This is a genomic window from Vibrio sp. T9, assembly GCF_003123985.1.
Classification (GTDB): Bacteria; Pseudomonadota; Gammaproteobacteria; order Enterobacterales; family Vibrionaceae; genus Vibrio; species Vibrio diabolicus.
This window is the reverse complement of record NZ_NIGY01000007.1, coordinates 251,629-275,896: the sequence shown is the minus strand read 5'-3', so window position 1 is coordinate 275,896 and position 24,268 is coordinate 251,629. Positions and strand designations below refer to the sequence as shown.

Annotated in this window: 22 protein-coding genes and 1 tRNA gene; 7 read left to right on the top strand and 16 right to left on the bottom strand. The window is 44.7% G+C overall.

Annotation, left to right across the window (positions count from 1 at the left end; all coding sequences use genetic code 11):
- Positions 1 to 586: 586 nt before the first annotated feature.
- The gene (adhE, locus tag CBX98_RS16180) at positions 587 to 3,289 is read left to right on the top strand and encodes a bifunctional acetaldehyde-CoA/alcohol dehydrogenase (protein WP_046874521.1); all 2,703 of its coding nucleotides are present in this window, start codon (positions 587 to 589) and stop codon (positions 3,287 to 3,289) included.
- 141 nt (positions 3,290 to 3,430) lie between these two features.
- Here adhE and CBX98_RS16175 read toward each other — a convergent pair whose 3' ends face one another.
- The 3 genes from CBX98_RS16175 to sodB all read right to left on the bottom strand — a co-directional run bounded on the left by CBX98_RS16175 (position 3,431) and on the right by sodB (position 5,550).
- Positions 3,431 to 4,114 carry an SDR family oxidoreductase gene (locus CBX98_RS16175; RefSeq protein ID WP_012841565.1) on the bottom strand — a complete coding sequence of 228 codons (684 nt, stop codon included), beginning with the start codon at positions 4,112 to 4,114 and terminating at the stop codon, positions 3,431 to 3,433.
- 191 nt (positions 4,115 to 4,305) lie between these two features.
- Positions 4,306 to 4,809 (bottom strand): VC2046/SO_2500 family protein, encoded by a 504-nt coding sequence (locus tag CBX98_RS16170; protein WP_109169765.1) that lies wholly within the window; start codon positions 4,807 to 4,809, stop codon positions 4,306 to 4,308.
- A gap of 156 nt (positions 4,810 to 4,965) precedes the next feature.
- Entirely contained in the window at positions 4,966 to 5,550 is a 585-nt protein-coding gene (gene sodB, locus CBX98_RS16165; RefSeq protein WP_005396533.1) for a superoxide dismutase [Fe], read from the bottom strand.
- Positions 5,551 to 5,834: 284 nt separating this feature from the next.
- Here sodB and CBX98_RS16160 point away from each other — a divergent pair, with 284 nt between their 5' ends.
- Positions 5,835 to 6,170, top strand: coding sequence for a Grx4 family monothiol glutaredoxin (locus tag CBX98_RS16160; RefSeq protein ID WP_017635833.1), 336 nt, complete (start codon positions 5,835 to 5,837; stop codon positions 6,168 to 6,170).
- Between the two features lie 74 nt (positions 6,171 to 6,244).
- On the top strand, positions 6,245 to 6,874 hold the full coding sequence (locus CBX98_RS16155) for a DsbA family protein (RefSeq protein ID WP_005396534.1): 630 nt from the start codon (positions 6,245 to 6,247) through the stop codon (positions 6,872 to 6,874).
- Positions 6,875 to 6,949: 75 nt separating this feature from the next.
- Here CBX98_RS16155 and CBX98_RS16150 read toward each other — a convergent pair whose 3' ends face one another.
- Both CBX98_RS16150 and rnt read right to left on the bottom strand, forming a co-directional pair.
- Positions 6,950 to 8,275 carry a Na+/H+ antiporter family protein gene (locus CBX98_RS16150; RefSeq protein ID WP_005396535.1) on the bottom strand — a complete coding sequence of 442 codons (1,326 nt, stop codon included), beginning with the start codon at positions 8,273 to 8,275 and terminating at the stop codon, positions 6,950 to 6,952.
- 28 nt (positions 8,276 to 8,303) lie between these two features.
- Positions 8,304 to 8,948, bottom strand: coding sequence for a ribonuclease T (gene rnt, locus CBX98_RS16145; RefSeq protein ID WP_109169764.1), 645 nt, complete (start codon positions 8,946 to 8,948; stop codon positions 8,304 to 8,306).
- A 263-nt stretch (positions 8,949 to 9,211) separates the two neighbouring features.
- Here rnt and CBX98_RS16135 point away from each other — a divergent pair, with 263 nt between their 5' ends.
- Positions 9,212 to 10,093: an OmpA family protein gene (locus CBX98_RS16135; protein ID WP_012841571.1), complete on the top strand. Its 882-nt coding sequence runs from the start codon at positions 9,212 to 9,214 to the stop codon at positions 10,091 to 10,093.
- A 120-nt stretch (positions 10,094 to 10,213) separates the two neighbouring features.
- On the opposite strand, the gene CBX98_RS16130 is transcribed toward CBX98_RS16135, so the two are convergent.
- The 10 genes from CBX98_RS16130 to CBX98_RS16085 form a co-directional block, all read right to left on the bottom strand.
- A complete protein-coding gene (locus CBX98_RS16130) occupies positions 10,214 to 10,648 on the bottom strand; it encodes a DUF2753 domain-containing protein (protein ID WP_005384886.1) in 435 nt (144 codons plus the stop codon).
- Positions 10,649 to 10,798: 150 nt separating this feature from the next.
- Positions 10,799 to 11,215, bottom strand: a complete 417-nt coding sequence (gene gloA, locus CBX98_RS16125) for a lactoylglutathione lyase (protein WP_005380739.1) — start codon at positions 11,213 to 11,215, stop codon at positions 10,799 to 10,801.
- Positions 11,216 to 11,247: 32 nt separating this feature from the next.
- On the bottom strand, positions 11,248 to 11,889 hold the full coding sequence (gene nth / locus CBX98_RS16120; RefSeq protein WP_005396542.1) for an endonuclease III: 642 nt from the start codon (positions 11,887 to 11,889) through the stop codon (positions 11,248 to 11,250).
- A 64-nt stretch (positions 11,890 to 11,953) separates the two neighbouring features.
- The gene (locus CBX98_RS16115; RefSeq protein WP_005396543.1) at positions 11,954 to 12,646 is read right to left on the bottom strand and encodes an electron transport complex subunit E; all 693 of its coding nucleotides are present in this window, start codon (positions 12,644 to 12,646) and stop codon (positions 11,954 to 11,956) included.
- Positions 12,646 to 13,278, bottom strand: coding sequence for an electron transport complex subunit RsxG (gene rsxG, locus CBX98_RS16110; RefSeq protein WP_006743364.1), 633 nt, complete (start codon positions 13,276 to 13,278; stop codon positions 12,646 to 12,648). Before rsxG ends, CBX98_RS16115 begins: the two co-directional genes overlap by 1 nt.
- A 7-nt stretch (positions 13,279 to 13,285) precedes the next feature.
- Positions 13,286 to 14,332, bottom strand: a complete 1,047-nt coding sequence (rsxD, locus tag CBX98_RS16105; protein ID WP_109169763.1) for an electron transport complex subunit RsxD — start codon at positions 14,330 to 14,332, stop codon at positions 13,286 to 13,288.
- Complete coding sequence (rsxC, locus tag CBX98_RS16100) at positions 14,332 to 16,968, bottom strand: electron transport complex subunit RsxC (protein WP_109169762.1); 2,637 nt, start codon at positions 16,966 to 16,968, stop codon at positions 14,332 to 14,334. The genes rsxD and rsxC overlap by 1 nt, the downstream gene beginning before the upstream one ends.
- A gap of 8 nt (positions 16,969 to 16,976) precedes the next feature.
- Complete coding sequence (rsxB, locus tag CBX98_RS16095) at positions 16,977 to 17,573, bottom strand: electron transport complex subunit RsxB (RefSeq protein ID WP_005396655.1); 597 nt, start codon at positions 17,571 to 17,573, stop codon at positions 16,977 to 16,979.
- 3 nt (positions 17,574 to 17,576) lie between these two features.
- On the bottom strand, positions 17,577 to 18,155 hold the full coding sequence (gene rsxA, locus CBX98_RS16090) for an electron transport complex subunit RsxA (RefSeq protein WP_005380762.1): 579 nt from the start codon (positions 18,153 to 18,155) through the stop codon (positions 17,577 to 17,579).
- Between the two features lie 328 nt (positions 18,156 to 18,483).
- Positions 18,484 to 18,559 (bottom strand) — tRNA-Asn (locus CBX98_RS16085).
- Between the two features lie 559 nt (positions 18,560 to 19,118).
- Here CBX98_RS16085 and uvrB point away from each other — a divergent pair.
- The 3 genes from uvrB to luxU all read left to right on the top strand — a co-directional run bounded on the left by uvrB (position 19,119) and on the right by luxU (position 23,190).
- The gene (gene uvrB, locus CBX98_RS16075) at positions 19,119 to 21,149 is read left to right on the top strand and encodes an excinuclease ABC subunit UvrB (RefSeq protein WP_065646646.1); all 2,031 of its coding nucleotides are present in this window, start codon (positions 19,119 to 19,121) and stop codon (positions 21,147 to 21,149) included.
- A 293-nt stretch (positions 21,150 to 21,442) separates the two neighbouring features.
- Positions 21,443 to 22,849, top strand: a complete 1,407-nt coding sequence (luxO, locus tag CBX98_RS16070; protein ID WP_005396653.1) for a quorum-sensing sigma-54 dependent transcriptional regulator LuxO — start codon at positions 21,443 to 21,445, stop codon at positions 22,847 to 22,849.
- Positions 22,846 to 23,190 (top strand): quorum-sensing phosphorelay protein LuxU, encoded by a 345-nt coding sequence (gene luxU, locus CBX98_RS16065; RefSeq protein WP_012841577.1) that lies wholly within the window; start codon positions 22,846 to 22,848, stop codon positions 23,188 to 23,190. The genes luxO and luxU overlap by 4 nt, the downstream gene beginning before the upstream one ends.
- Before the next feature lie 110 nt (positions 23,191 to 23,300).
- Here luxU and CBX98_RS16060 read toward each other — a convergent pair whose 3' ends face one another.
- The gene (locus tag CBX98_RS16060) at positions 23,301 to 24,197 is read right to left on the bottom strand and encodes a YvcK family protein (protein ID WP_074191595.1); all 897 of its coding nucleotides are present in this window, start codon (positions 24,195 to 24,197) and stop codon (positions 23,301 to 23,303) included.
- Positions 24,198 to 24,268 lie beyond the last annotated feature (71 nt).

Sequence of the window (24,268 nt, the reverse complement as noted above, 5' to 3'; positions counted from 1 at the left end):
GCAAAAGTTGGGTTGGAAGAAATGAAAAAAACTAACGCATTTCCTACTGTTTTAGTGAGAAAAACTAATTCTTTAATAAACTGTATCTAATCTGGAAAAGAATTGTTGCGTATAAAGTTGCTGTCAAAGCGTGCTGTTTTACATAAACGTTAACATTCGCACACTTTTGATAAAAACTAAGGTGGTTTGTAGAGAGATGTATTCGGTTCGATATACTCTCAGTAGCACAAGGAATTGGGCCTACATGTAATTTTGTTGGCTAAAAATGAAACTTTTTTACAGGTTGTTGTAGTTTCTTTTATTTATTTGTCTATTTGCTTCTTTTTTGTTCAATAAAAATTGAAGGTTAATTTATTTGTTTATCAGTGAGTTATGTCGTTTTAGTGTGATGGAGCACCACTTTGGTGGTATTTAGGTCGTGAGAACTGATCCAAGTCAATTTTTTTCACACTCTGAAATATTATACTCAGTCCTGAAAGCAATTTACTAAGACGTTTGTTTTCTAAGTGACTGATAAACAGTAAAAACGATAAGTAATAGCCTTAGTAAAAAGTTTTTAATATTTGTTAATTTTAGGAGATTCCCTATGCCTGTAACTAATATGGCTGAACTAGATGCAATGGTCGCTCGCGTTAAGAAAGCGCAAGAAGAGTTCGCTACTTACTCTCAAGAGCAAGTAGACAAAATCTTCCGTGCAGCGTCTCTTGCAGCTAACCAAGCTCGTATCCCTCTAGCGCAACAAGCGGTAGAAGAATCTGGTATGGGTATTGTTGAAGATAAAGTAATCAAGAACCACTTCGCTTCTGAGTTTATCTACAACAAATACAAAGACGAACAAACGTGTGGCATCCTAGAAGAGGATGACAACCTAGGCACTATGACTATCGCTGAGCCTGTAGGTATCATCTGCGGTATCGTACCAACAACTAACCCAACATCTACAGCGATCTTCAAATCTCTAATCTCTCTGAAGACTCGTAACGGTATTATCTTCTCACCACACCCACGTGCGAAAAACTCGACTAACGACGCAGCGAAACTTGTTTTAGATGCAGCGGTAGCAGCAGGTGCACCAAAAGACATCATCGGTTGGATCGACCAGCCTTCAGTTGAGCTATCAAACGCTCTAATGAAACACGATGACATCGCTCTTATCCTTGCAACTGGTGGCCCAGGCATGGTTAAAGCAGCTTACTCTTCTGGTAAACCAGCAATCGGTGTAGGTGCAGGTAACGTTCCTGTTGTTATCGACGAAACTGCTGACATCAAACGTGCAGTGGCTTCTATCCTGATGTCTAAGACTTTCGACAACGGCGTAGTATGTGCTTCTGAGCAGGCTGCAATCGTAGTTGACGAAGTTTACGACGAAGTGAAAGAGCGTTTTGCTTCTCACAAAGCTTACGTACTAAGCAAAGCAGAAGCGGAAAAAGTTCGTAAAGTACTGCTTATCGATGGCGCGCTAAACGCGAAAATCGTAGGCCAACCAGCAGCAGCAATCGCTGAAATGGCAGGCGTTAAAGTTCCAGCAGATACTAAAGTTCTTGTTGGTGAAGGTCTGGGTAAAGTTTCTTACGATGACGCATTTGCTCACGAGAAATTATCTCCAACTCTAGGTCTATTCCGTGCTGACAACTTCGAAGACGCGGTTGCTCAAGCGGTAACTATGGTTGAGATCGGTGGTATCGGCCACACATCTGGTCTTTACACTAACCAAGATACTAACGCTGACCGTATCCGTTACTTCGGTGACAAGATGAAGACAGCTCGTATCCTAATCAACATCCCGACTACTCACGGTGGTATCGGTGACTTGTACAACTTCAACGTTGCGCCTTCTCTAACTCTAGGTTGTGGTTCATGGGGTGGTAACTCTATCTCTGAGAACGTAGGTCCTAAACACCTAATCAACAAGAAAACTGTAGCGAAGCGAGCTGAAAACATGTTGTGGCATAAACTACCTAAGTCAATCTACTTCCGTCGTGGTAGCCTTCCAATTGCTCTAGGCGACCTAGAAGGTAAGAAACGCGCATTCTTAGTAACTGACCGTTTCCTATTCAACAACGGTTACGCAGATGACGTAGTAAGCCTACTTAAAGCTCAAGGCATGGAAGTTCAAACATTCTTCGATGTTGAAGCTGACCCAACGCTTTCTGTTGTAGAGAAAGGTGCGGCTCAAATGGCTAGCTACCAACCAGATGTTATCCTAGCGCTAGGTGGTGGTTCACCAATGGATGCTGCGAAGATCATGTGGGTAATGTACGAGCACCCAGAAACTCACTTCGAAGAACTAGCAATGCGCTTTATGGACATCCGTAAACGTATTTACAAGTTCCCTAAAATGGGTCAAAAAGCTGAGCTTGTATGTATCACTACAACTTCAGGTACTGGTTCAGAAGTTACACCATTTGCGGTTGTTACTGACGACAAGACTGGTGCTAAATACCCACTAGCTGACTACGAAATCACGCCAAACATGGCTATCGTTGATGCTAACCTAGTGATGAACATGCCTAAGTCTCTAACAGCATTTGGTGGTTACGATGCAGTAACTCACGCTCTAGAAGCTTACGTATCTGTTCTTGCGAACGAATACTCAGATGGTCAGGCTCTACAAGCACTTAAGATGCTAAAAGAATACTTACCTTCAAGCTACGCGAACGGCGCTAACGACCCAATCGCTCGTGAGAAAGTACACAACGCAGCAACTATCGCTGGTGTGGCATTTGCTAACGCATTCCTAGGTGTTTGTCACTCAATGGCGCACAAACTAGGTGCTGAGTTCCACATTCCACATGGCCTAGCAAACGCACTACTTATCTCTAACGTTGTACGTTACAACGCGAACGATAACCCAACTAAACAAACAGCGTTCTCTCAATACGACCGCCCACAAGCACGTCGTCGTTACGCTGAAGTTGCTGACCACTTAGGTCTAAGCCAAGCTGGTGACCGTACTGCTCAGAAAATTGAACGTCTACTAGCATGGTTGGATGAGCTAAAAGTGAACCTAGACATCCCAATGTCTATCCAAGCGGCAGGCGTAGCTGAAGCAGACTTTATCGCGAAACTTGATGAGCTAGCAGTTGAAGCGTTCGATGACCAATGTACTGGTGCGAACCCTCGCTACCCACTAATTAGCGAACTTAAAGATGTGTTAATGGCTTCTTACTACGGTAAAGCATTCGTTGAAGGTGAAACTTTCGAAGGTACAACAGTTATCAAGAAGAAAGCAGACCAAGAAGCAGCGAAAGCGGCGCCTAAAGCAAAGAAAGAAAAAGCTGACGCGTAATTAAGAGTCGTGTGAGTAAGGTTTTCGCTAGCACGAAACCTTAACCGGGAAAAAGTAAAGCCCCAGTCATTTGACTGGGGCTTTTTTTGTTGAAAGAGTTGAGTCATAGCGATCCGTTGACGCAACAAACACGTTGTCCATTCATACTTCTGTAGCAACCACTCTGCCACTAAAATACTCATTTGATACGATATATGCGGTATTGCGAACCAATTCATCTTGGATCTCGGCCCAGTGTCTTTCGTTAAGTTCTTCTCTTGTATGGTTTACCGAAGGAATGACGCCACCCACCCGAATATTAAATGGAGTGAGCTCTTTTGCCCAACTGTGAGTAAAACCTGATACCAAAGCAGCCATGCTTTCGACTCCCGTTAAATCTTCATGGCTGTCATGGGAAATGACGTTAACAATTACCCCTTTCTTATTTCTAGCGCGAAATCGTTCGGCTCCCACCTGGCCATAGGTGTAGAGGAAACGTGCTGCAGAAGACAAGTGATCAATGTAAGTACTCATAGGTTCGGGAGCCATCAAGCCTGGCATGGGAGAGCTCGTCCAGCAATTGACTATCACGTCTGGTGTCGCACGCAGCTGCGATTCTATCTGATCAAACAGTAAGTTAATGGACGTTGTGTTATCACTGCACACATTCATCGCATAGACTTTATCTGTGAAGGCACTAATCTGTTCATAGCTCGATTTTAGAGCGCTAGAGTTTTGGTCACAAAGAATCAACGTCGCTCCAAGGTGAGCAAAGTGACTAGCACAAGTCCTTCCTATAACAGAACCTGCAGACGTGACGAGAATAATTGATTCTTTAATATCCATAACACCTTCACTGTATCCCTGTGTGAAAAAAATACACCAGTGGTTTGTGCTATTAGCATGGTTGAAATTAGAAAGGCTCAGTGTGAAAGACTTCAAACTAACGCTTTTGGATGAGGACTATTGTGCGGTAATTTGTAAGGCGTCACATTTCTGACTGTGGATACTGCAAGCTGTTGGTTGAACAATGCTCTCTATACTTGCAGTTGAATTTGATGCTGACGTTGAGCCGTCACTAGTTGATTGTATAGCCCTGCATCTGGGATAAGGTTTTTGTTGCGCTCGCCCAATTTGCGTCGCTCATGACCGGATAGGTTGTGATAAACGTCTTCAGGAAGGTTAAACGTATCTTCCGGCAAGTAGGTCAGGGCGTCTGGTTTCAAGTAGTGACTCAGTTTCGCTGAGGGTAGACCTGCACCGTGGAATTGTTTTGCTTGTTGTGCTGCTAGCTCATAGCTGCTGCTATCAGAACGAAGAGCTTGAGGCGTTGACAATTCAAGTTGTTGGCGGAGTATATCATCGCTAGTGGCTACTTCTTTGATTTCCTCTACAGGTACAACGTCGCGTACATCGTTAGAAAACATCGACAAAATCAGTGCAAAATCGGCACGACGTCCTTCGTGGACAGCATGGTTGATACCATTGCCGAACTGAAGTTCGTTAATAATTGCCGCTTTGTCTAAAGTATGAATTTGCATGATGTTCCTCGCTCGATGCCATTTTAACGGCGTGTCTGAGAAGAACTTTAGGAAAAAGAAGAGATTAAATTGGAGTTTTTAAGCGAAAAATAAAAAGCTCGCTGGTTCAGCGAGCTTTTAAAATAAGACTAAATTGAACTTAGGGGGGAAGTAAAATTACTTCGCTAGGTTCTCAGCTACAAAGTCCCAGTTTACAAGTGCCCAGAAGCCGTTCATGTAATCAGGACGCACGTTGCGGTAATCGATGTAGTATGCGTGTTCCCATAGGTCAACAGTTAGAAGTGGTGTTGTGCCTTCTTCTGTTAGAGGAGTAGCAGCGTTAGAAGTGTTAACGATCTCTAGAGAGCCGTCCGCTTTCTTAACAAGCCAAGTCCATGAAGAACCGAAGTTGTTGATTGCTGAATCAGTAAACTTCGCTTTGAATTCTTCGAAAGAACCGAATGCTGCGTTGATTGCGTCAGCAACTGCGCCTGTTGGTTCGCCGCCCGCGTTTGGAGCAAGACAGTGCCAGTAGAACGTGTGGTTCCAGATTTGCGCTGCGTTGTTGAATACGCCACCAGTAGAAGTCTTGATGATCTCTTCTAGAGTTTTGCCTTCGAACTCAGTACCAGGGATAAGACCGTTAAGCTTAACAACGTAAGTGTTGTGGTGCTTACCGTGGTGGTAGTCTAGAGTCTCTGCTGAGATGTGTGGTTCTAGTGCGTCTTTCGCGTAAGGAAGAGCTGGTAGTTCAAATGCCATTACTCGATTCTCCATTGATTTGAAAGGATGACCTTTCGATTGCTTCCAGTGTTTTTTATAGCTATGTAGCCTTTAAGGCTGACTTGCTAAGTATTTTAGCAAGTTTTTACTTTATTAAAACCCCGATATGAAAATATTTTAAGGGGTTAGCGGCTGTGAAGTGCTGAATTGTTCGCCATCAAGCAACCTGAATTTAAGCCTTATTAATTATATGGTTTTTATTCTGTCGTTATTGAGTAGAATGTGGCAAATAAACAAAGTTCAAACCCATGAATGAGGAAGCGATGGAAACTATCGACAAAATCAAACAGCAGATCTCTGAAAACTCAATCCTGCTGTACATGAAAGGATCACCGAAACTGCCAAGCTGTGGTTTCTCTTCTCAAGCGTCACAGGCTCTAATGGCATGTGGTGAGAAGTTCGCTTACGTAGACATTCTGCAAAACCCAGATATCCGTGCTGAGCTACCAAAGTACGCACAATGGCCAACATTCCCTCAACTATGGGTTGAAGGCGAGCTTATCGGCGGTTGCGACATCATTCTAGAAATGTTCCAAAAAGGTGAACTTCAGCCTCTAATCAAAGAAGCTGCAGCGCGCGCTGAAGATCAAGCTGAGTAATTCGTAAATACTCACATTTAGCGATAGAATACGAAGGAGCCGTACTGGCTCCTTTTTCTTTTTAGGTTAGTGGAATGAACATAAAGCTTTACTACGTGCATGACCCAATGTGCAGTTGGTGTTGGGGTTACAAACCGACGCTTGATAAATTGAAACAGCAACTGCCAGGCGTTATTCAGTTTGAGTATGTGGTGGGTGGTCTTGCGCCAGATACTAGTTTGCCGATGCCACCAGAGATGCAACAAAAACTCGAAGGTATTTGGAAGCAGATTGAGCGTCAGTTGGGCACCAAGTTTAACTACGATTTCTGGAAGCTTTGTACGCCAGTAAGAAGCACTTACCAATCTTGTCGCGCAGTTATCGCAGCGGGCTTTCAAGATTCTTATGAGCAGATGCTAGAAGCGATTCAACATGCGTATTACTTACGTGCGATGCCTCCTCATGAAGAAGCGACTCACTTGCAGCTAGCTAAAGAAATTGGTTTGAATGTTCAGCAGTTCAAGAACGATATGGACGGCTCTTTCTTAGAAGGTGTGTTCCAAGATCAACTGAGTCTTGCAAAGAGCCTAGGCGTGGATTCTTACCCTAGCTTGGTTCTTCAAATTAACGACGCTTATTTCCCGATTGCCGTGGATTATCTGTCAACAGAGCCTACCTTGAAACTGATACGTGAGCGTATTATTGACAATATGCCAGCGCAATAATCGCGATTTCAAATAACAAAAAGCCGCTCAATGAGCGGCTTTTTCGTAACTAAGTATATCCATCAAACAACGGTACTAAAGCACCATTGCAGCAATCCAACCAAAGATGATCAGTGGAATGTTGTAGTGGATAAAGGTTGGAACAACCGTTTCCCAAATGTGCTCATGCTGACCGTCGGCATTTAGACCAGATGTAGGGCCTAATGTCGAGTCGGACGCTGGAGAACCAGCATCACCCAAAGCGGCAGCAGTACCAACTAGCGCGATTGTTGCCATTGGCGAAAAACCAAATGCCAACGCGAGTGGAACGTAGATTGTCGCCAAGATTGGAATGGTTGAAAACGATGAACCGATACCCATTGTTACCAACAGACCAACAATTAGCATTAATAGCGCAGCAAGCGGCTTATTATCACCAATGCTGGTAGAGAGAGACTGTACTAATGTCTCAACGCCACCTGTTTGCTTCATTACCGCAGCAAAACCTGCGGCAGCGATCATGATGAAACCAATCATAGCCATCATATGCACGCCTTTTGTGAAGACATCGTGTGTTTCTTTCCAAGCAATCACACCGCCAAAAGTAAACACCATAAAGCCAGCTAGAGCACCAATAATCATTGAGCCAGTGTAAAGCTGAACACCCAATGCGGCGACAATACCAAGAGCGGCCACCAAGATGTGCTTTTTATTGATAGCATGATCTGTCTCGTGAACGACAGTCAACTCCGTTTCTTCGTAGATGCGTGGTTTACGGTAGCTAACAAAGATTGCCAGCAATAGACCAAACAACATACCAGCACCTGGCAGTAACATTGCAGTTGGAACTTGGCTTGCAACCACGTTTTCCAAACCGTTGTCATGTAGGTTCTTTAATAGAATGTTATTTAAGAAAATACCGCCGAAACCAACAGGTAAGATCATGTAAGGTGTGATCAAACCAAAGGTAAGAACACACGCGACCAAACGTCGATCGAGCTTAAGTTTCGCAAATACGCCCAAAAGAGGTGGAATCAAAATTGGAATAAAGGCGATATGGACCGGAATTACGTTCTGAGATGACATAGTGACAAGAACGAGCGCGACTAACACCGCGTACTTTAACCCGGTAGTTGACGCCGAGTTTTCTTTACCATTTAAGCGCTTGATAACACTTTTAGCCAGTAGGTCCGTGATGCCAGATTTAGAGATAGCAACGGCGAAAGTGCCTAACATTGCGTAGCTCAGAGCGATAGTCGCACCGCCACCTAAACCACTTTCGAACGCGGCAACTGTGTCTCCAAGGCTCATGCCTGCGACAAGGCCACCAACGATGGCACTAAACGTGAGGGCAACCACCACGTTTACGCGCATCAATGCTAACACGAGCATGACGCACACTGATATAACGACAGGATTCATACTTTTCCTAATATGTTGTGTTTACTTATTATTCTTCATCAACAAGCGGCCAACCGCCGAGGGCCTTCCATTTGTTGACAATACCGCAGAATAATTCTGCTGTTTTTTGTGTATCGTAAAGCGCTGAGTGTGCTTCACGATTATCGAATTCCATCCCGGCCATTTTGCATGCTTTCGCGAGAACCGTTTGACCATAAGCAAGGCCACTCAATGTTGCCGTGTCAAAAGTAGCAAAGGGATGAAAAGGGACTCTTTTTAGTTTACAGCGCTCATTGGCTGCATTTACAAAACCTAAGTCGAATGCTGCGTTATGGGCAACCATAATTGCGCGCGAGCAATCTGCGGCTTTTTGTTCTTTGCGAATAAGTTTATAAATCTCTTTTAACGCTTCTTGCTCAGAAACTGCACCACGAAGAGGGCTATATGGGTCACGAATACCATTGAATTCTAGCGCTTCTTTTTCTAAGTTAGCGCCCTCAAATGGCTCAACATGAAAATGAATGGTGGAGGCTGGATGCAACACGCCATCTTCGTCCATTTTTAACGTAACGGCGCAAATTTCTAAAAGTGCATCAGTTTGAGCATTGAAACCTGCGGTCTCAACGTCTACTACCACAGGGAAATAACCACGAAAGCGTTTTTTCAAGGTCAGAGCTTCATTTTCTATTGTCATGTCGGCTTATTTTTGTGTGACGAAGGCTGCATTATTGCAGATTATACCGACGAGAAAAACCGCAATTTAGGAGAAAAACGGAATTCTATTTTGCATCTCATCAATACGCTCGATCGCATTTCGGGTGATTGAGTTACCATGATTAACGTTAATCGTATTATCACGATATTTCGCACGTTGGCGAGGTTTTTGCATGCCAGGTGAAGTGGTTTTATTGATTCAAATTGACGGCAACAGACTGCCGTTTAAGAGACAGTACTTAGATGAAGAAATGGCTGATTACTAGTGGCGTTGTATTTTCGTTGTTTAGCACAAGCAGTTTTGCTGTGATGGGCAAACGTTATGTTGCCACTCCACAGCAATCTCAATGGGAAATGGTGGTCAACACACCGTTAGAATGCCAACTTGTTCACCCTATTCCAAGTTTTGGAGATGCGGTATTTTCATCTCGTGCGAATAAAAAAATAAATTTAGACTTTGAGTTAAAAATGCGTCGTCCGATGGGAGAAACACGTAACGTCAGTCTCATCTCTATGCCGCCACCTTGGCGACCAGGTGAACACGCCGATCGAATTACAAACCTAAAGTTTTTTAAACAGTTTGATGGTTATGTCGGAGGGCAAACAGCATGGGGCATTTTGTCTGAGCTGGAAAAAGGGCGTTATCCGACCTTTAGTTATCAGGATTGGCAGAGCCGAGATCAGAGAATTGAAGTCGCATTGTCATCCGTGCTGTTTCAAAATAAGTACAACGCGTTTAGCGACTGTATTTCCAATTTATTGAAATACAGTTTTGAAGACATTGCCTTTACGATTTTGCACTACGAAAGACAAGGTGATCAGTTAACCAAGGCTTCCAAAAAGCGTTTATCACAAATTGCAGATTATATCCGACATAATCAAGATATCGATCTCGTGCTGGTGGCGACGTACACCGATTCAACCGATGGCAAAAGTGCGAGCCAAAGTTTATCTGAGCGACGTGCAGAGTCACTTCGTGATTATTTTCAGTCTCTAGGGCTACCGGAAGATCGAATTCAAGTGCAAGGGTACGGCAAGCGTCGTCCTATTGCAGATAATGGCTCGCCAATAGGAAAAGACAAAAACCGCCGAGTCGTAATATCACTCGGGCGAACCCAAGTGTAACGAATATAAAAACGCCGAAGCTGAAAGCTTCGGCGTTTTTAATTTACTGACGTTGTTAATAATATTTTAATGGGATTTTGCTAAGTACCTTTCGGTGATTCCGGCTGTATAATTTGGATGTTAGTTTAATCGGAATTTGGCAATGACTTCGCAATTGGTTGCGGTATCTATTTTTTCAACCTGTTTGGCAATAGCCGGATTAGGGTGACGTTTCATGAAGTCTATTAATGCTTTAGTGCAACATCCTATTGAGTCGATAAAGCTTGCACATTCTTTATTTGGGCATTGTGGGATGAGTGTTAAGACTTTCTCTGAAGCCAGCTGAAGGTATTTGAGTTCATAGTCAGTGTCTCCGGCCCAACGCCAGAACTGAGCTAAGTTATGACAAGAAATCACAGAAATTAATAATCGCTCGTCTGCTTCAATTTCCACACATTCGCTAATATCTTCACTCAGGCTTAGGGCTTGCTGGTAATGAAGAATGCTGCGAACAGGGTCATCTAGTTGAAGTGCCGTATCGGCTAGAAGTGTGTGTTTTTCCCATTCACTGATCATTATCGTAATCCCGCATCTCGAAGTTGCGAACAAATCTAAACGATAATTATTATCAAGTAAAGTGTTTTGTTTATAAAAGGACAGGCAGATCGCAGACCTGCCTGTAATCGATGTTCAACTTGCAGTACAAGTGATTATTAGAAGTGCCGCTTAGCCTTCAAGACCAGCTGAAGCTTGCTTGTTTTGGATAAGCTCAATCATATAACCATCTGGGTCTTTTACGAATGCAATGTGCGTGCTTCCGCCTTTTACTGGACCTGGTTCACGCGTCACATTACCGCCCGCCGCTTTGATAGCGTCGCAAGTTGTGTAGATATCATCAACACCAATGGCGATATGACCAAAAGCAGTACCTAGGTCATATTCAGTTTTACCCCAGTTGTAAGTTAGCTCGATCACAGCACCTTGGGATTCGTCACCGTAGCCAAGAAACGCCAGTGTGTATTCGTACTCTTTATTCTCGTTCGTACGAAGCAACTGCATGCCCATAACTTCAGTGTAAAACTTGATGGATTTGTCTAGATCACCTACGCGAAGCATAGTGTGGAGAATTCGACCATTTGACATTTTTTGCTCCTAGCTTTGATTTTCAAATAGCGTTAGCTATCTGGATATACTTTCTCTTTATATTCGCACAAATCTTCAATAATGCAGCTACCGCAGCGAGGCTTTCTCGCCAAGCACGTGTAGCGGCCATGAAGAATGAGCCAGTGGTGCACATCGAGTTTGAACTCTTTTGGCACAACTTTTAATAGCTTTTGCTCGACATCATCAACCGTTTTGCCCATTGCAAACTTAGTACGATTCGACACGCGATAAATGTGCGTATCGACGGCAATGGTTGGCCAACCAAAAGCGGTGTTGAGCACGACGTTTGCGGTCTTGCGACCTACGCCTGGTAGCGCTTCTAACGCTGCACGATCTTCAGGAACTTCACCATTGTGTTTTTCCAACAAGATCTTACAAGTCTTGATAGTGTTTTCTGCTTTTGAGTTAAATAAACCGATGGTCTTTATGTATTCTTTTAAGCCATCAACTCCCAAATCGAGAATACTTTTCGGTGTATTAGCGACAGGGAAAAGCTTGTCGGTGGCTTTATTGACACTTACATCGGTTGCTTGCGCTGATAGTAATACCGCGATTAGCAGTTCAAAAGGGGAGCTCCAGTTAAGCTCAGTTTGAGGATTCGGATTGTTTTCTCGTAATCGCTCAAGAATTTCGATTCTTTTTATTTTGTTCATTGCTGACTTCCAATACCGTCTCTGCGGTTTATGAAAAAGGCTCCTATGACAGAGCCTTATTTTGTTATGCGTTGGTGACGCGAGCACGTTCTATGGTTGGTTTTTCTTCTTTTGGTTGACGTGCCTGGACTGAATTATCGATGACATTTTTAAGCGCTATCAACAGACCAACACCGATAAATGCACCGGGTGGAAGAAGCGCTAGCAGAAAGCTGTTGTCAAATTGGAAAACTTGAATGCGGAGAGCGGATGCCCAGTCTCCTAATAGCAGATCTGCCCCGTCGAATAGTGTGCCATTACCAATTAACTCACGCATGGCACCTAGCACGACCAAAACGCTTGTCATACCAAGCCCCATCCATAAACCGTCTAATGCTGCAGGCGCAACATCATTTTTTGAAGCATATGCTTCAGCTCGACCAATAATGATGCAGTTGGTTACAATCAGAGGAATAAAGATACCAAGAGATAGGTATAAACCATACGCATAGGCATTCATCAATAACTGAACACAGGTAACGAGAGAGGCAATGATCATCACGAACACAGGAATGCGGATCTCTTTTGGTACGTAATTACGAATAAGAGAAACCGTGACGTTGGAGCCGACCAGCACTAATAAGGTTGCAATACCAAGACCTAAGGCATTGGTTATCGTGGAAGAAACCGCTAGTAGTGGACACAGACCCAGCAGCTGTACGAGAGCAGGGTTATTGCTCCACATACCGTTTTTCATCAGCAATTTATTTTCACTCATTACTGCTCTCCTTCACAGCCCAAAGGCTGGCTAAGAATGTCTTCACGAGATTGGTTTACGTAGTTAACGGTATTTCGCACCACTTTTACGACGGCTCTAGGCGTGATCGTTGCACCAGTAAATTGATCGAAATCACCACCATCTTTACGAACTTTCCATGAGTTCCAGTTACTTTCCGTGACTTGTTTGCCCGTAAAGCTCAGGATCCAGTCGGTGACACGAAGATCAATTTTGTCGCCCAGGCCAGGGGTTTCTTGATGGCTTAAGACGCGTGTCCCCAAAATATTGCCCTGATTGTCAATCCCAGTAATAACTTTTATCTCACCATTGTAGCCATCTGGCGCGATGGATTCTATTGCGATTGCTGTCGGTTCACCATTCTTTGTGGCGAGGTAGGCTGGCATCGCACGCAATGTCCCCAGTTCTGGTGACGTGACCATAGTGCAGGCTTGCGTGAGTGCGTTGTCATGCATGTTTTCTGGAATGACTTGATTCAAAACAGAAAGCAATTGTTGTTGTTCTTGTATCTTGATTTGGTCTTTTGTTAGGTACTGAGTAAAGGCGACTAATCCGGTTGTTGCACAGGCAAAGATCGCAAGTGTCAGACCATTTTTTCTAATAGCGGTTAACATGTTTACCTCAGTGACCGTAAGTTCTAGGTTTGGTGTAGTAATCGATCAGTGGCACGCACATATTTGCAAGTAACACAGCGAATGCAACACCATCAGGGAAGCCTCCCCAACTGCGAATGATAAAGACCAAAGCACCAATAAGCGCGCCAAAGATCAAACGTCCTTTAACGGTTGTCGACGCCGACACGGGATCGGTTGCAATAAAGAATGCGCCAAGCATGGTTGCACCTGATAGCAAGTGGAAGATTGGCGACGCAGTTTCCCCTGGGGTCAGTAAGCTGAACACGAGGCTAAATAGCGTCAGGCTCACTAGGAAACCTACGGGGATATACCATTGGATGATGTGTTTTTTGATCATCACTAAACCACCAAGTAAGTAGGCAAGATTTACCCATTGCCAACCAATGCCAGCTAAGCCATCGAATATTGGCTGCGACAGTACTTCGCTTGGGGTTGCACCTGTATGAATACCAGTTTTAAATGCATCAAGTGGCGTCGCCATTGTCACGCCGTCAACCCCCGTTCGAACTTGCTGAAGCGATAAGCCGTCGTAATCATAGCCCGTAAAAATTAAAGAGAGTGTATCTGCAAAATTTACGTGATCAGGTATGAGTGACGTCGGGGCACTCCAACTCGTCATTTGCACTGGGAATGAGATCAACAAGACCACATAAGCGACCATAGCAGGATTGAATAAGTTTTGACCAAGGCCACCATATAGGTGTTTAGCGATTACAATCGCGAAAATAAGTCCGATCACCATAATCCACCACGGAGACCATGGTGGGATAGCCACGGCTAATAACCAAGCGGTAACGATCGCACTGTTATCACGTAGTGCTCGCATCGGCGAACGTTTACGGAAGACCATAACTAAGGCTTCAAGTGATACAGCGACTGCGATGGCAAAAATCAGCTGAATAAGCGTTCCCCACCCAAAGAAGTAGGTCTGAGCCGCTAAACCTGGGAGAGCACAAAGTGCCACCCATTTCATTAAGTCAGGTGTACTACGACGGCTGTGGGTATGCGGTGAACTGGCAATAAAAAACGACACTACTCGTTCTCCTCAGTATTATTTTTATTAGCTTCTTGCTGCGCTTTGCGAGCCTTCGCGCGCGCAATAGCAGCAGCGACAGCCGCTTTTTTCGGATCTTCAGTTTGTTCAGCAGGCGTTTCAGCTTCTACCGTTTCGGCTGGTTCTTCTTGCTTAGCTTTACGCGCTTTGGCACGCGCAATAGCCGCAGCGACAGCCGCTTTTTTCGGATCTTCAGCTTGTTCAGCAGGCGTTTCAGCTTCTACCGTTTCGGCTGGTTCTTCTTGCTTAGCTTTACGCGCTTTGGCACGCGCAATGGCAGCAGCCACGGCGGCTTTTTTCGGATCTTCGGTTTGCTCGGCAGGTGCTTCAGCTTTTTCCGCTTCAGTTGAGTCTGCTTGTTTCGCTTTGCGCGCTTTGGCTCGAGCAATTGCAGCGGCAACTGCGGCTTTTTTCGGATCGTCGGTTTGCTCAGCAGGTGCTTCAGCTTCTTCCGCTTCAGTTGAGTCTGCTTGCTTCGCTTTACGCGCTTTGGCACGTGCAATCGCAGCAGCCACGGCGGCTTTTTTCGGATCGTCGGTTTGCTCGGCAGGTGCTTCAGCTTCTTCCGCTTCAGTTGAGTCTGCTTGTTTCGCTTTACGTGCTTTGGCACGTGCAATGGCAGCAGCAACCGCGGCTTTCTTCGGATCGTCGGTTTGCTCAGCAGGTGCTTCAGCTTCTTCCGCTTCAGTTGAGTCTGCTTGCTTCGCTTTACGCGCTTTGGCACGTGCAATCGCAGCAGCAACCGCGGCTTTCTTCGGATCGTCGGTTTTCTCAGCAGATGCTTGAGCTTCTATCGTTTCGGTTGATTCTTCTTGTTGAGCTTTTTTCGCTTTAGCTCGGGCGATGGCTGCTGCAACTGCCGATTTCTTATCATCAGCGTTGTTGTCTGGCGTTTCGCCTTGTTCTTTTTGTGCTTTACGTTCGCGGGCTAGACGTTTGCGTTCTTCGCGCAGTTTTGCCATTTCTGAGTTATCAGGTTCACTAGAGCCTGCTTTAGCGGCTGCGGCCTGTTTTGCCTTCGCTTTGGCAATGGCTGCAGCGACGGCAGGTTTAACGGCTGGCTCTGCTTTTTCTGTTGTTTCTGTCTTCTGAGCTTTCACTCGTGCGATCGCTGCTGCAATCGCATCATCACCACCAGAAGATTTCATGTCTTTACGGCGCTGATCGGCTGCTTTCTTAAAGCGATTTTCACGTTCTGCTTTTTCGCGCTCCATACGCGCTTTCTTCTCTTCAAAACGCAGCTTCGCTCGCTCAGCAGCTTCCGCTTCTTGTGTTCTGGTGCGAATTTCCGCTTTTGCTTGGCGGTAGTACTGTACGAGAGGAATTTCACTTGGACACACAAACGCACAAGCACCGCACTCGATACAATCCTTTAAGTTTAGTTCTTCGAGTTTGTCATACTCTTCAGCTTTTGCATGCCATTGCAGTTGCTGAGGTAGCAGTGAAGCAGGGCAAGCTTCAGCACATTGGCTACAGCGAATACATTCAATCTCATGTTGGTGTGGAGAGATCTCACGACGAGTCGGGGCAAGGATACAGTTTGCTGTCTTGGTAATCGGCACTTGAGAGTGGGGAAGGGTGAAGCCCATCATTGGTCCACCCATGATTAAACGTTGTAACTTCTTATCGGCTTTATAGCCAAACTCATCCAATAACGCCTGTACTGGTGTACCTAATAATGCCCAAACATTGCGTGGTTGTTTGAATGTTTTACCGGTGAGAGTCACCACGCGTTTTATCATCGGTTCACCATCGATGATTGCGCGTTTGATTGAGTAAAGAGAACCGACATTTTGAACCAAAATACCAATATCGGCTGGAATTGCGCCGCTTGGTACTTCTTTATTGGTCAAAATTTTGATCAGCTGTTTTTCACCACCAGAAGGGTATTTAGTCGGGATAACGCGAATGACGATATCTTTGTTTAGAGCCGCAGCTTCTAAAGCTTTAATTGCCTCTGGTTTGTTATCTTCAATACCAATAATCGTGAGCTTTGGTGTCAGGATATGTTCGACAATCTCGATACCTTGGATGAGCTCTTCGGCATGCTCTTGCATGAGCTTGTCATCAGATGTGATGTACGGCTCACACTCAGCCGCGTTGACGATAAGAATCTCTGTGCGAGCAAAGCCAGATTGGATTTTTTTTGCGGTAGGGAAACCTGCGCCACCCATACCAGAAATGCCTGCGAGACGAATAATATCGATCAGTGCGTCAGGTGTTTCTTGTTTGTAATCCGCGACGGGTTTTCTGTCACACCATGTATCGTTACCATCAGGGGTAATGACCGCACAGAGTTCACTCAGACCTGAAGGGTGAGCAACGGTTCTAGGCTCAATTGCGGTGATCGTACCCGATGTAGGAGCATGCACTGGAACGGTAAAACCAGTTTCGGATTGCGTTAATGGCTGACCTTTTAATACGTGGTCACCTTCGGCAACCAATAAGTTACCAGCCTTACCAATGTGCTGTTTTAGCGGTAATACAATTTCTGATGGGATAGCCGCGTGAACGAGCTCAGTTTTGTTGGACTGCTTTTTGTTTTCTGCCGGATGCACACCACCAGGGAAATCCCAAAGCGAGCCTGTACGAATTTGTTCAATCAAAGACAACATGCGAAACCTTACTTAATTGAATCTTTCACGTTCGCTGCATCGTCGGCAGCATCCGTAATGTTGAGTACTGGAATGGAGTTAAGCTGCCACTTCCAGCTTTCCGTGGTGGTTGCCACAGGAATCATTTCAATACAATCAGTTGGACATGGTGCAACACATAAGTCACACCCCGTACATTCGTCTTTAATTACGGTATGGACCGCTTTTGTACCGCCTACAATTGCATCCACTGGACACGCTTGAATACACTTAGTACAGCCAATGCACATATCTTCATGGATAAACGCAACGGTTGGAATTTTGCTGTCGAGATCGTGCGCAGATTCTTCTGGCTCAACACCCATTAAGTCGGCGAGCTTTTCGATTGTTGCCTGACCGCCAGGTGGACATTTGTTGATGTGGTCGCCATTTGCAATCGCTTCAGCATAAGGGCGGCAACCAGGATAGCCACATTGACCGCATTGAGTTTGAGGTAAGATTGCGTCGATTTGATCCACAATTGGGTCTGCCTCGACTTTGAAGCGAATAGAAGCAAAACCAAGTATCGCGCCGAAAATCGCAGCAAGAACCGCTAACGCGATGATCGCAATTAAAATCGTACTCATTGTTTACTTCACCAAACCTGTAAAGCCCATAAAGGCTAGTGACATTAAACCCGCTGTAATCATTGCAATCGATGCACCTTTAAAAGGCACTGGTACGTCGGCGGCAGCTATGCGCTCACGCATGGATGCAAAAAGTATCAACACCAATGAGAAACCAACAGCGGCGCCGAAGCCGTAGATAATCGATTCGATAAAGTTATGGTTCTCATTAATATTAAGAAGCGCGACGCCTAATACCGCGCAGTTTGTAGTGATCAGCGGTAAGAAAATACCAAGCAAGCGATAAAGTGTTGGACTTGTTTTGTGCACAACCATTTCGGTGAACTGCACCACAACGGCTATCACCAAAATAAAACTCATGGTTCGAAGGTACTCAATACCCAGTGGACGAAGAATGTAGCTTTCCACTAAATACGCACACACTGACGCGAGCGTTAGCACAAAAGTTGTTGCTAAGCCCATACCTATTGCTGTTTCCAGTTTTTTGGACACACCCATAAAAGGACAGAGGCCCAAAAACTTCACCAGTACAAAGTTGTTCACCAGCACAGTGCCGACCAACAACAAAACATATTCGGTCATAGTTATTACGTTCTTAAAATCCGATCTTGATATTATCGTGTTTTGTGACACCAATAACAACCAGTGAACGATGTGGTTTTACATACACGATGGAAAAATAGTCGTCTATGTGAGGTATTTTGATGAATCAATAAGAAATTGAACAGCTTGCTGAATGGATTTTACAAAGACGCTGGTGCTGTCTTTCCTCAAAGAATCTTTTGCTCAGAAGGCGGGAATGACATTTAGCGAGTAATTTTAAGTCGTCACTTGAGATATTGATGGTGAAAGAAGTTTTTTATTTCAAAACGAAAAAAGCCGTGTCTTGCGACACGGCTTTTCTGGAATTTGGCTCCTCCTGCTGGGCTCGAACCAGCGACCTGCGGATTAACAGTCCGTCGCTCTACCAACTGAGCTAAGGAGGAATTGCTTTGCTTGAAAGCGGGACGAATCTTACCGAGCAGCCAAACTACTGTCAACAGTAAAAAAATACATTTTTAGCAAAAAATATTGAGGGAAGGGCTTTACTTTTCTGTACTGCTTGTCAGCAAAGGGGTGAGGTTACTTATCCACTAATTTTGTGGATAACTATGTTGATGAGATCTGAGTAAAGATCTTTTATATGCAACCTGGTTTTTATTTAGTGAATTTTTAATCAGAGCTATACAGAGAATATGCAATTAAAACATAGATTTATTGATGTTAAGCAAAATGTATTCAAGGTGGATAAAAATCTAGCTTTTGGGGATAAAGAGTGTTTAGGCCAATTTTTGGGGAAAAGTTGTGGAAACTGCAATGTGAAGAATGGGTGTGGCTCTTCAGCTAGGGCGAGATATTATATCAGAGTAGGTTTTGTATGGCTACAGCATTCTAGACAAACAAGAAAATTTATTAACAATGGTGGGTAAATTTTCGATAGACGTAGATTTCATTGGCTAAGGTGTATATATATACAGCCAAAGCGCAGTAAAGTTGAGGAAGGGTATGAGTAAAGTCTATGAATTGGTCTCCGATTATCAGCCATCGGGTGACCAGCCGGGAGCGATCAAGCAGCTGCTTGAGGGGCTCGATGCTGGACTGGCACATCAAACACTATTGGGGGTAACGGGATCGGGTAAAACGTTCACACTAGCGAATGTTATCGCTCAAGCCCAGCGACCTGCAATATTACTTGCTCCAAACAAAACGCTCGCAGCGCAATTATATGGCGAGATGAAATCATTCTTTCCCAATAATGCGGTGGAATACTTTGTTTCCTACTACGATTACTACCAGCCTGAAGCTTATGTCCCGACGACGGATACTTTCATTGAAAAAGACGCATCAGTTAACGCTCACATAGAGCAAATGCGCCTTTCCGCAACGAAAGCACTATTGGAACGTAAAGACGCGATTATCGTTGCGTCTGTTTCTGCTATCTATGGTTTGGGTGACCCAGAATCTTACTTGCAAATGATGTTGCATTTACGTCGTGGTGACGTGATTGATCAACGGGACATGCTACGACGTTTGGCAGAGCTACAATATTCAAGAAATGACGTGGCATTTGAGCGAGGACAGTTTCGGGTTCGTGGCGAAGTGATTGATATCTTTCCAGCGGAATCTGACCAAGACGCAGTTCGTGTCGAAATGTTTGATGATGAAATTGACTGCATCAGTGTTTTTGATCCATTGACTGGTGTGGTGAAACAGCGAGATTTACCACGCTACACCATTTATCCTAAGACGCACTACGTGACACCAAGAGATCGTATTCTTGAAGCGATTGAAAATATTAAGGTTGAATTAGAAGTACGCAAAAAACAGCTTCTAGACAACAACAAGCTACTGGAAGAACAGCGTATTAGCCAGCGGACTCAATTCGATATCGAGATGATGAATGAGTTAGGTTTTTGCTCAGGTATCGAAAACTATTCTCGCTATCTCAGCGGACGATCGGAAGGCGAGCCGCCACCGACATTGTTTGATTACTTGCCTCATGACGGTTTGTTGATCATCGATGAATCCCACGTGACTGTGCCGCAGATTGGTGCCATGTATAAAGGTGACCGCTCTCGTAAAGAAACGCTAGTGGAGTTTGGTTTTCGCTTACCTTCTGCGTTAGATAATCGTCCGCTCAAGTTTGAAGAGTTTGAAGCGTTAGCACCGCAGACGATTTTTGTCTCTGCGACGCCAGGAAATTATGAACTAGAAAAATCTTCAGGCGATGTAGCGGATCAAGTTGTTCGTCCAACAGGCTTGCTTGACCCAGAATTGGAAGTTCGCCCAGTAGCGACCCAAGTAGACGACTTGTTGTCTGAAATTCGCCTCCGTTCTGCTAAAGATGAGCGAGTTCTAGTGACAACATTGACCAAACGGATGGCCGAAGATCTCACCGAGTACTTGCACGAACATGATGTTAGGGTACGTTATTTACACTCAGATATTGATACCGTAGAACGTGTGGAGATCATCCGTGATCTTCGTCTTGGCGAGTTTGACGTGCTGGTGGGAATTAACTTGCTACGAGAAGGCTTGGACATGCCTGAAGTTTCGCTGGTTGCAATATTGGATGCAGATAAAGAGGGCTTCTTGCGCTCCGAGCGTTCACTGATTCAGACCATTGGTCGTGCTGCGCGAAATCTTGAAGGTAAGGCGATCTTGTATGCTGACCGAATCACCAACTCCATGAAAAAGGCGATGGATGAAACCAACCGCCGCCGCGAGAAGCAGAAAGCGTACAACGAAGAAATGGGCATTTCGCCGCAAGCGCTCAAACGAAATATCAAAGATATTATGGAATTGGGCGATATTACCAAGTCTAAACGTCAGCGTAATACTAAACAGGTACCGTTGTCGAAAGTGGCGGAGCCTTCGCAAACATACGAGGTCATGTCTCCTCAACAGTTGGAAAAAGAAATCAGTCGACTTGAGGCGGCAATGTATCAGCACGCGCAAGATTTAGAGTTTGAATTGGCGGCGCAAAAGCGTGACGAGATTGAAAAACTAAGAGCGCAGTTCATCGCAAATAGTTAAAAGTAAGCTTAATGATCTAGCTTAGCCAAGTGTTTTAGATTGCTTGCAAAAAAAGAAGCCAATAGGCAGTCGGGTCTATTGGCTTGTTTTGTGAACATCTCGTTCACTAACAACGTCAGTTGGCTAGGTGACCCGAGGGGTCACTAAACTATCAGCATGGTTTATGCCATTTTTTAAATAATTGATATTATTTTTGAATCCTTTCTCTTACCCATAATTTAGCTAATGTTATTTGCAAAATGCAAAGCGTAATGCGATTATTGTTTAAAACACAACAAAATATTAGCTAGGTTATGCAACAAAAATCTGAAGGTCCTAAATCTCGTTACCTTTTAATGGTTGAGGATACCGCATCTGTTGCGGCACTGTACCGCTCATACCTGACACCGCTTGGTATAGATATCAATATTGTCGGTACAGGTAGGGATGCCATTGAAAGTCTCAACCATAGAATTCCAGATCTTATTCTGCTCGATCTTCGTCTTCCAGATATGACGGGGATGGATGTTTTACACGCTGTAAAAAAGAGTCATCCAGACGTACCTATTATTTTTATGACCGCTCACGGTTCTATCGATACCGCGGTAGAAGCAATGCGTCATGGCTCTCAAGACTTTTTGATCAAACCGTGTGAAGCTGACCGCTTACGTGTCACGGTTAACAATGCGATTCGTAAAGCGACTAAGTTAAAAAACGAGGCTGATAACCCGGGTAATCAAAGTTATCAAGGCTTTATTGGCAGCAGCCAAACTATGCAACAGGTCTACCGTACGATTGATTCAGCAGCGAGCAGTAAAGCGAGCATCTTCATCACAGGTGAAAGTGGTACGGGTAAAGAGGTATGCGCCGAGGCAATCCATGCGGCAAGCAAGCGTGGTGACAAGCCTTTTATTGCGATTAACTGTGCTGCAATTCCAAAAGATTTGATTGAGAGTGAACTGTTTGGTCACGTGAAAGGTGCTTTTACCGGCGCAGCAAATGATCGTCAGGGGGCAGCGGAATTAGCGGATGGTGGCACACTTTTCCTTGATGAACTGTGTGAGATGGACTTAGATTTGCAAACCAAATTGCTACGATTTATTCAAACCGGCACGTTCCAAAAAGTGGGCTCTTCAAAAATGAAGAGCGTGGATGTTCGCTTTGTTTGTGCAACTAACCGTGACCCATGGAAAGAGGTACAAGAAGGTCGATTCCGTGAAGATTTGTACTATCGTTTGTATGTCATTCCTTTGCATTTGCCACCTTTACGTGAACGAGGTGAAGATGTCATTGAAATTGCATACTCACTGTTAGGCTATATGTCGCACGAAGAAGGAAAAAGCTTCGTGCGTTTTGCGCCTGATGTAATCGACCGATTTAATAGCTATGAGTGGCCAGGCAACGTTCGTCAGTTACAAAACGTGCTGCGCAATATCGTTGTTCTAAACAACGGTAAAGAAATCACGTTGGATATGTTACCGCCACCGCTGAATCAACCGCTTGACCGTCCGTCTTCTGTGGCGAAATTCATTGAGCCGAAAGTGATGACGGCGTCTGAGATTATGCCGTTGTGGATGACAGAAAAAATGGCGATAGAGCAAGCGATTGAAGCGTGTGATGGCAATATCCCCCGAGCGGCGGGATACCTTGATGTCAGTCCGTCGACGATTTACCGCAAGTTACAGGCTTGGAATGGCAAGGAAGAGCGGCAAAAAGTATGAGTGTGAATGTATTAAATCAGCAAAAAATCGATGAACTGTCGATGGAGATTGGCAGTGACAATGTTCCTGTTTTACTCGATATTTTCTTGGGGGAGATGGATACCTACATCGAGAATTTATCTCAGTTTCAAGGGACAGAGCGATTACGTTACCTAAAAGAAATCAGTCACGCGTTAAAAAGCAGCGCAGCGAGCTTTGGAGCAGACCGTCTTTGTCAATTGGCGATGTCGATAGATAAAAAAGCCAAAGCAGGTGAGTTAGCTGAAGAGTCAGACGAGTTAAAAACGATGTTCGATCTTTTGCATGAAACACGCGACGCTTACCGTGATTGGCAGCAGTAATGCGCTGTTCTAATGAGGCTCTTACACAAAACCCTTCACTTGAGTGAAGGGTTTTTTCATTGCTGACAGCGAGTAAACTTGAAGCTATCCCCTAGCTTTAGAGGGCTTTTTTAAATTGAAAGCCTTAGCTGGCTTTCAATAGCGAGCTTGAGTTTATCTCGGTCGTGACGCCAATCTCGGTTCGACGAAGCTAACGATTCCGTCACTACATTCCACTGGCTCAATACTTCTTGCTCGGTTTCCTCTGCTAGAACCACGTCTATCTTCCTACCTTGGCAGGCACGCTCACACCATTCTAATTTTTGTGCCATGGTCATTCGTCCGGCTGGGCCGTACTCCGGGCTCAAGTTGGCAACGAAAATGACTTTTGCTTTCTCATTGGCGGCAATGGCTTTGCCGAGCTCAGGCAACAGCAAAGGAGGCATGATGCTGGTTAAAAAGCTGCCAGGACCAAGAATAATAGCGTCTGCCTCTGCCAGTGCAGTTACTGCTTCTTTAGTTGCAGGGACTTCTGGTGATAGATCGAGACGGCGTAAATCGGTGTTCATCTCGTCTACATTCGTTTCTCCCGTGACCCACTTCCCATCCACAGATAACGCGGAAAGATCGGAAGGGTGTTCAGACATAGGAAGAATGTTAACGTCGACTTTTAACATGTTTCGAATCAGATTGATGGCATCTAACGGTCTGACCGATAAGTTATCGAGCGCCGTAAGCATCAAGTTACCGAGGTTATGACCATCAAGCTCGCCAGTACCTTTGAAGCGATATTCAAACATCATTGAACTGATCGACGGCTCTGTGATCAGCTGATTAATGCAGTTCCGTGTGTCGCCCCAGGCGATTCCACCTTGGCAGTGACGAATTCTTCCTGTTGAGCCACCATTGTCTGTTGTGGCGACAATGCCAGTTGCATTGCCGCCAAAATCCCGTAGTGCGGCCAACATTCGACCTAAGCCATGACCACCGCCAACAGCGACCACTTTTTTATCCGTGTAGATATTCATTACGTTCTTCTAATAATCTTGTAAAAAACGGCTACAATTTATCTCAAGGAGTGCTTGAAAGGTACTCACTT